Source organism: Arthrobacter nitrophenolicus, from assembly GCF_000332815.1.
In the GTDB taxonomy this organism is placed as follows: domain Bacteria; phylum Actinomycetota; class Actinomycetes; order Actinomycetales; family Micrococcaceae; genus Arthrobacter; species Arthrobacter nitrophenolicus.
On the sequence record NZ_AOFD01000018.1, the window covers coordinates 68,654 to 76,634 of the forward strand.

The window sequence follows — 7,981 nt, forward strand, 5'->3', positions numbered from 1 at the left end:
CGCTTCGCCGACTTTGGCCTGAAGTCCTACTCCACCGGGCTGGACCGGGCGATGTCCCAGGCGTTCGTGGCTGCGGCCATGAGCAATGCGGCCCCGAGCATGTGGGCGGCCACCAGCAGCACCGGAATGCCGTTGTAGTACTGGGTGAAGCCGATGACGGCCTGCAGCACCGTCACGCCCAGGAGTCCCAGCACGGCAGTCCGGAACGGACCGGTGATGCCGCGCATGAACACCAGCGCCAGGGCCACAACGGTACCCGCGGTAATGAGGTAGGCGGGAACGGCGTGGATATGGGAGAACAGGTCCCAGTCAAGGCCGTTCCGCGGTGCGTCGGCGTCGCCGGCATGCGGACCGGCGCCGGTCACCACCACGCCGAGCATCACGGCGAGGGCGGAAAAAAGCGCGACGGCGGACGTCACCGGGCGCATGATGCCCGGCAGGGCGCGGTGCCGGTAGGCCATGAACCTGCCGGTCCTGCCAAACGCCCGGTTCACCAGCAGGGTGGCAAACACCACCAGGGCCATCGACACCAGGAAGTGCAGGCCCACCACCCAGGGGTTGAGGTTGGTCAGGACGGTGATCCCGCCGATCACTGCCTGGGCCGGGATGCTGGCCAGGAGGCCGAGGGCGAGGAGGAAGAGGTCCCTGCGTTCCTTGCGAAGGTTCCACAGATACACGAGCATGAGGGCGGCGACGGCGGCCAGCGCAAAGGTGAGGAGCGGTTGCCGAACTCGATGAAGCCGTGGATGCCCATTTCCGGGGTGTTGACCAGCGACGTTTCCGTGCAGCGCGGCCACGTCGGGCATCCCAGGCCGGAAGCTGTCAGCCGGACGGCACCGCCTGTGACCACCAGCAGTGTCTGCCCGATCAGGGAGGCGACGGCGAGGCGGCGCACCCGGGCGTCCACGGTGCGGGGCAGCCTCGATGCCAGGCGGCCGGCCAGTTGGGGTAGGCGTGAAGCCGTGCTCACGATTCTCTCAATTCCACTTGAACCAACGGATGGCTGCTGCTCCGGCGACAAGCGTCCATAGCAACAGTATGAGGGCGGCGCCGGCGTTCAGCCCGCCGCCAAGGAATGCCTGGCGCAGGGATTCGCCCAGAGCGCCCGACGGAAGGAACCCGACCAGCGACTGGCCGCCTGCCGGGAGCTTTTCTGCCGGCAGGACGATGCCGCCCAGCGCGCCGAGGAGGATCCACAGCAGGTTGGTGATGGCAAGCGTGGCCTCCGGCCGGACGGTTCCCGCCACCAGCAGGCCCAGGGCAGTGAAGGCGGCCGCGCCCAGTGCCAGCAGCGCCAGCCCGGGAAGCCAGCCCGCGGCCGGCGGCTGCCAGCCAAGCGCCAGCGCCACGGCACTGACCACTGCAACCTGCAGGCACAGTACCGCCAGAACGGAAAGTGCCTTCCCGGCAATGAGTCCACCGCGGCCCAGGGGAGTGGTGGACAGGAAGCGGAGGACGCCATAGCGGCGGTCGAAGCCGGTGGCGATGCCCTGCCCGGTGAAGGCCGTGGACATGGCGCACAGGGCCAGGATGCCTGGAACAGCCACGTTGATCCGGCTGTCGCCCATGCCGTCCAGAAACGGCGTCACGGTCAGGCCGACGAGGGCCAGCAGCGGCAGCACTACGGCAAGGATCAGCTGTTCCCCGTTCCGGAGCATGGCCAGCGACTCGTACTTGCCCTGCAGCAGGACGCGCCGCAGCAGGCTGGCCGGCTCCTGCCGGCAGGCGGGTCCGTCCAGGACTGCCTCGGCGGGGTTCCGGGTCATCGGATGTCCTTTCCCGAAATATCCAGAAAGACGTCTTCAAGGCTACGCGCCTGCAGGCTCATCGAACCCGGCATGATGTCATGCGCTTCCCACCACGCGGCGAGGGCGGCGAGATGCTGAGGTGCCAATGCGCCCGTGACGCAGTAGCTTCCGGCCCGGGCCTCCGTCACGTCGATGCCGGCCGGCAGGACAGCGGAAAGGTCAAGCCCGGGAGGTGCTTCAAAAACCAGAGTCCGGATGTGCTCGGTGCCTGCCTCCACCCCCGGGGCGCGCTGCAGCAGTTCCTGCACGGTTCCCTCGGCGACGTTCCGGCCGCCGTCGATGATGTAGACGTAGTCGGCAAGGCGCTGGGCGTCATCCATCAGGTGTGTGGTGAGGATGATTCCCATGCCCGCGTCGCGGAGCTCAGAGATGAGGTCGAACACCAGCTGCCTGGACTGCGGGTCCAGGCCCGCGCTGGGCTCGTCGAGGAAGAGAACTTCGGGCCTGCCGATGAGGGCGGCCGCGAGGGCCAGTCGCTGCTTTTGCCCACCGGACAGCCTGCGGACCGTAGTGCGGCTGAACGTGTCGATGCCAAGGCGCTGCACCAGCTCATCCACGGGCCAGGGCCGGGCGTACAGTCCGGCGATGTGGCGAAGCAGGGGGATCGGGCGTGCCGACGGCGGGAGCCCGCCATCCTGGAGCATCACGCCAACGCGGGACCGCAGTGCCGCGCCTGCCGCGGCGGGATCGTGCCCGAGCAGCGAGATGCTGCCGCCGCTGCGCTTCTGCAGGCCCTGGGCGCATTCAAGGGTGGTGGTTTTTCCTGCCCCGTTGGCGCCGAGCAGTGCGGTGACTTGTCCCCGTTCGGCGAGCAGTGAAACGCCGCTGACCACCCGGAGCATTTTTCCGTCCAGGCTGGGCAGCGGACCAACATCCTTAACGAGCCCGCTGATGGACAGAACCGGGGATTGGGGGGAACGCACCCCAGTATTCTACGGGAAGTAGTACTGGCTGCCGCCCTGCCGGGGCCCGGGCTGAGGTCAGCCTGCCCTTACTGGAGCGGGGGACTAAATTACGCCATGATTGTGTTGTGTATTCCATGAGCAATGCTACTGCTGTGCCTTTTGCCGGGCACGGAGCCTCCCAGGCTCCCGCAGACCGGAGCCGGATGGCTACCGGTCCGGTGGCTGATGCGGATGAGCGTACCCGCGACCGCGTGCTTGCGGCGGTCCTCGAAAACGGACCTGTCAGCGCCGCCGAACTCGGCGACCTGCTCGGATTCACCCCGGCGGCAGTGCGACGCCACCTGGACCATTTATCCCGCGAGGGCGTCATTGAAGTCAAGAGGGTTGCCAAGTCCGGCGCCGGCGCAGGCCGGCCCGCCAGGCGGTACGTCCTCAGCTCCCAGGGCCAGTCGAGCCTCGGCAACGACTACCTGGATATCGCCGCCCTCGCCCTCCAGCAGCTGCAGAAGGTTGCCGGACCCGACGCCGTCCGGGCGTTCGCCGTCGAGCGTTTCTCGGATATGGAACGGCGGTACGCGCCGGAGATCGAAAAGGCCGGTCCGGACATCAGCGCCCGCGCCAAGGCCCTCTCGGACGCCCTGACCCGTGACAACTTCGTCTCCTCCACCGCAACCATCGAGGCCAAGGCGCCCCTCCCGGCTGCGCTGTCCAGCGTGCAGCTGTGCCAGGGCCACTGCCCGATCCAGCAGCTCGCCGCCCGGTTCCCAGTGTTCTGCGACGTGGAAACGGAAGTGTTTTCGCGGCTGGTGGGCGTCGACGTGCGCAGGCTCTCCACGCTCTCCCGCGGGGGGCACGTCTGCACCACCCACATTCCTACAGGCAGGCCGTCTGTCCAGGAGCCCACAAGGCCTCCGGCAGCCCCCGCCCGCCTGAACGAAGAAATCAACCATCAGCAAGAAAGGCCGTGATGACGGACCAACTATCAGAGAAAGCGGTAGCCGAAAACACTGTGATCTCGGAAATTCTGGAAAAGAATCCCGAGCTCCACGGTATCGGCAACTACGAGTACGGCTGGGCTGACAAGAACGACGTTGGCGCCAACGCACGCCGTGGGCTTGACGAAGAAGTAGTCCGGGACATTTCGGCCAAGAAGAGCGAACCGGACTGGATGCTCGACCTGCGCCTCAAGGGCCTGAAGTACTTCGACCGCAAGCCCATGCCCACCTGGGGTGCGGACCTCTCCGGCATCGACTTCGACAACATCAAGTACTTCGTCCGGTCCACGGAGAAGCAGGCAGCCACCTGGGAAGACCTGCCCGAGGACATCCGGAACACGTACGAGAAGCTGGGTATCCCGGAAGCGGAGCGCAGCCGCCTCGTGTCCGGTGTTGCCGCACAGTACGAGTCCGAGGTTGTCTACCACCAGATCCGCGAAGACCTCGAGGCCCAGGGCGTCATCTTCCTGGACACCGACACCGCCTGAAGGAACACCCGGAGATCTTCCAGGAGTACTTCGGCACCGTGATTCCGGTGGGTGACAACAAGTTCGCGTCACTGAACACCGCCGTATGGTCGGGCGGGTCCTTCGTCTACGTCCCCAAGGGCGTCCACGTGGACATCCCGCTGCAGGCGTACTTCCGCATCAACACCGAGAACATGGGCCAGTTCGAGCGGACCCTGATCATCGCCGACGAGGACTCCTACGTCCACTACATCGAAGGCTGCACGGCGCCAATCTACACCTCGGACTCGCTGCACTCCGCCGTGGTGGAAATCATTGTCAAGAAGGGTGCCCGCGTCCGGTACACCACCATCCAAAACTGGTCCAACAACGTGTACAACCTGGTGACCAAGCGCGCCGTCTGCGAAGAGGGCGCCACCATGGAATGGGTCGACGGCAACATCGGCTCCAAGGTCACCATGAAGTACCCGGCTGTCTACCTGGTGGGCGAGCACGCCAAGGGCGAGACCCTCTCCATCGCGTTTGCCGGTGAAGGCCAGCACCAGGACACCGGCTCCAAGATGGTCCACATCGCGCCGAACACCAAGAGCTCCATCATCTCCAAGTCGGTGGCCCGCGGCGGCGGCCGTGCAGCCTACCGCGGCCTGGTGCAGGTCCGCGAAGGCGCCAAGCACTCGGCCAACACCGTGCGCTGTGATGCCCTGCTCGTGGACACCATTTCACGCTCTGACACCTACCCGTACATCGACATCCGCGAGGACGATGTGCAGCTGGGACACGAGGCAACCGTCTCCCGCGTCAGCGAGGAGCAGCTGTTCTACCTCATGTCCCGCGGCATGCCCGAGGACGAGGCCATGGCCATGATCGTGCGCGGCTTCATTGAGCCGATCGCCCGTGAGCTCCCCATGGAATACGCCCTCGAGCTGAACCGCCTCATCGAACTCCAGATGGAAGGATCCGTCGGTTAATGACTGCCGAAGCTACAACCGAAAAGGCGCGCATCGGCGCACCGTCGATCGAAGGTTTCACCGAGGAAGGCGAACAGCTCGTTCCCGCCAAGGTTGACCGCCACCACAGCCACGGCGTGCAGGTCATGGCCTCGCGCGCGGAGCGCCTGACCAGCCACGACGTCGCCGACTTCGCCCTGCCCAACGGCCGGGAAGAGGAATGGCGCTTCACCCCCGTGCGTGAACTGGCCAACCTCCTCTCCGACGCACCCAGCGACGCCGGCGTCCTGAACGTCGCCATCGAGGCGCCTGCCGCCGTCGTCCAGCGCACGCTGCACGCCGGCGAGGCCCCCCGCGGCGCCACCCTGGTCCCCGCTGACCGTGCCGCCGTCGTGGCTTCCGCCAACACGGACGACGCACTGCACATCCAGATCCCGGCCAACGCAGAACTGGACGAGCCGGTCCGCGTGGTCCTGTCCGGCAACGGTGCAGGCCGCCGCTCCAACTCACACCACGTGATCGAGGCCGGCGAGAACAGCCGCGCCGTGGTCATCCTGGAGCACGACGGCTCAGCCGACCACAACGGCAACGTTGAGGTCTTCGTCCGCGGCGGCGCCCAGCTGACCGTTGTTTCCGTCCAGCTGTGGGAAGACGACGCGAAGCACCTGGCCCAGCACGACGCCGAGGTGGCCAAGGACGCCGTCTACAAGCACATCGCCGTGACCCTCGGCGGCAAGATCGTCCGGCTGAACTCCAACGTCCGGTTCTCCGGCGAAGGGGCCGAGGCGGAACTCCTCGGCCTGTACTTTGCCGACGCAGGGCAGCACCTGGAGCACCGCTCGTTCGTGGACCACAACATGCCCAACTGCAAGTCCAACGTCCTGTACAAGGGCGCGCTGCAGGGCAAGGGTGCGCACACCGTCTGGGTTGGCGACGTCCTCATCCAGAAGCAGGCCGAAGGCACCGACTCCTACGAAAAGAACCAGAACCTGGTCCTGACCGACGGCTGCCGCGCGGACTCCGTGCCGAACCTCGAGATCGAGACCGGCCTGATCGAAGGCGCGGGCCACGCCAGCGCCACCGGCCGCTTCGACGACGAGCACCTGTTCTACCTGATGGCACGCGGCATTCCGGAAGACGTTGCCCGCCGCCTGGTGGTCCGCGGGTTCCTGAACGAGATCATCCAGAAGATCAACGTTCCGGCGCTTGAAGACCGACTGACCGAGGCCGTGGAACGCGAACTCGCGGCAACTGACAACTGACGAGAGACAGGCAGGGACGCATGAGTGGGAAGCCCAAGGGCGAGCTGGTTTGCAACGCCAATGACATCCAGGTCAAGCAGGCGCTGCGCATCCTGATCGACGACTACCCGGTAGCCGTGGTGCGGGATTCGATGGGTGATATCCACGCCATCGGGGACACCTGCTCGCACGCCGACATCTCGCTCTCCGAAGGGGACGTGGAAGGCTGCGCGATTGAGTGCTGGGGGCACGGCTCACAGTTCGACCTGCGCAGCGGCCAGCCCCTCCAACTCCCCGCCTACGATCCCGTTCCCGTGTTCGCCGTCGAACTCGACGGCGACGACGTCTACGTGGATGTCACCAACGTTTTGAACGGCGCGGCAGTAGACAACTACTGAGCGCCCTGCAGCACAAGACTTACGAACGAACAAGAAAGAAGAGCATGTCAACTCTTGAGATCAAGGACCTGCACGTCAGCATTGAGACGGAGCAGGGCACCAAGGAGATCCTGAAGGGCGTCAGCCTGACCATCCGCACCGGTGAGACCCACGCCATCATGGGCCCCAACGGCTCCGGCAAGTCCACGCTGGCCTCCACCATCGCAGGCCACCCGCGCTACACCGTCACCAGCGGCTCCATCACCCTCGACGGCGAAGACGTCACGGAGATGAGCGTTGACGAGCGTGCCCGCGCCGGCGTCTTCCTGGCCATGCAGTACCCGGTGGAGGTTCCCGGCGTGACCATGACGAACTTCCTGCGCACCGCCAAGACCGCAATTGACGGCGAAGCTCCCAAGCTGCGCACCTGGACCAAGGACGTCAAGGATGCCATGGAGAAGCTGCGCATCGACGCCGACTTCGCCCAGCGCAACGTCAATGAGGGCTTCTCCGGCGGTGAGAAGAAGCGCGTGGAGATCCTGCAGCTGGAACTCTTCAAGCCGAAGTTCGCTGTTCTGGACGAGACCGATTCCGGCCTGGACGTTGACGCGCTGAAGGTTGTGTCCGAGGGCGTCAACCGCGCCCACGCAGAGGGCAACATGGGCACCCTGCTCATCACGCACTACACCCGCATCCTGCGCTACATCAAGCCTGACTTCGTGCACGTGTTCGTCGACGGCCAGGTTGTCGAGGAGGGCGGCCCCGAACTGGCCGACCGCCTGGAAGAAGAAGGCTACGACCGCTACGCCAAGGGCGCCGGCCCCGCCGTCGCCGCTCCCGCAGCGGTACAGGCCTAGTTAGGACTCTGCCATGACCGAAATCACGCCGGGCCGTACGGCCCTGGAGGATGTCGAAGAGGCGCTGAAGGACGTCATTGATCCCGAGCTCGGGGTCAACGTGGTGGACCTTGGCCTGCTCTACGGGCTGAAGTACTCCGATGACGACGGCGCGCTGCTGATCGACATGACCCTCACCACCGCCGCCTGCCCCCTCACCGACGTGCTCGAGGAGCAGGTGGGCAAGGCCCTGGACGGTGTTGTTGACGACTGGCGCCTGAACTGGGTGTGGATGCCGCCATGGGGTCCGGAACGGATCACCGACGACGGCAAGGACCAGATGCGGGCCCTCGGCTTCAACATCTGAACAAAGTACGACGACGGCCCGGCCACCTTCTCGGCGAA

General features: G+C 65.9%; 7 protein-coding genes and 2 pseudogenes. 6 read left to right on the forward strand and 3 right to left on the reverse strand.

All coding sequences use genetic code 11. The annotated features are described in order from the left end of the window. Positions 1-26: 26 nt before the first annotated feature. From G205_RS08690 to G205_RS08700, 3 genes and pseudogenes are all read right to left on the reverse strand, one after another. Positions 27-970 (reverse strand): annotated as a pseudogene (locus G205_RS08690) (COX15/CtaA family protein). Positions 971-977: 7 nt separating this feature from the next. Then, entirely contained in the window at positions 978-1,766 is a 789-nt protein-coding gene (locus G205_RS08695) for an ABC transporter permease (protein WP_009357668.1), read from the reverse strand. Then, the gene (locus G205_RS08700; protein WP_009357669.1) at positions 1,763-2,731 is read right to left on the reverse strand and encodes an ABC transporter ATP-binding protein; all 969 of its coding nucleotides are present in this window, start codon (positions 2,729-2,731) and stop codon (positions 1,763-1,765) included. The genes G205_RS08695 and G205_RS08700 overlap by 4 nt, the downstream gene beginning before the upstream one ends. A gap of 116 nt (positions 2,732-2,847) precedes the next feature. On the opposite strand from G205_RS08700, the gene G205_RS08705 reads away from it, so the two are divergent. The 6 genes and pseudogenes from G205_RS08705 (at position 2,848) to G205_RS08730 (ending at position 7,943) form a co-directional block, all read left to right on the forward strand. Then, the gene (locus G205_RS08705) at positions 2,848-3,681 is read left to right on the forward strand and encodes a helix-turn-helix transcriptional regulator (protein WP_035752554.1); all 834 of its coding nucleotides are present in this window, start codon (positions 2,848-2,850) and stop codon (positions 3,679-3,681) included. Continuing rightward, a pseudogene (gene sufB / locus G205_RS08710) lies at positions 3,681-5,143 on the forward strand (Fe-S cluster assembly protein SufB). Before G205_RS08705 ends, sufB begins: the two are co-directional and overlap by 1 nt. Further along, a complete protein-coding gene (gene sufD / locus G205_RS08715; RefSeq protein WP_009357671.1) occupies positions 5,143-6,384 on the forward strand; it encodes a Fe-S cluster assembly protein SufD in 1,242 nt (413 codons plus the stop codon). Before sufB ends, sufD begins: the two are co-directional and overlap by 1 nt. A gap of 20 nt (positions 6,385-6,404) precedes the next feature. After that, positions 6,405-6,761, forward strand: a complete 357-nt coding sequence (locus G205_RS08720) for a non-heme iron oxygenase ferredoxin subunit (RefSeq protein WP_009357672.1) — start codon at positions 6,405-6,407, stop codon at positions 6,759-6,761. A 44-nt stretch (positions 6,762-6,805) separates the two neighbouring features. Next, positions 6,806-7,597, forward strand: a complete 792-nt coding sequence (gene sufC, locus G205_RS08725; protein ID WP_009357673.1) for a Fe-S cluster assembly ATPase SufC — start codon at positions 6,806-6,808, stop codon at positions 7,595-7,597. Positions 7,598-7,610: 13 nt separating this feature from the next. Further along, entirely contained in the window at positions 7,611-7,943 is a 333-nt protein-coding gene (locus G205_RS08730) for a metal-sulfur cluster assembly factor (RefSeq protein ID WP_009357674.1), read from the forward strand. Positions 7,944-7,981: the final 38 nt, after the last annotated feature.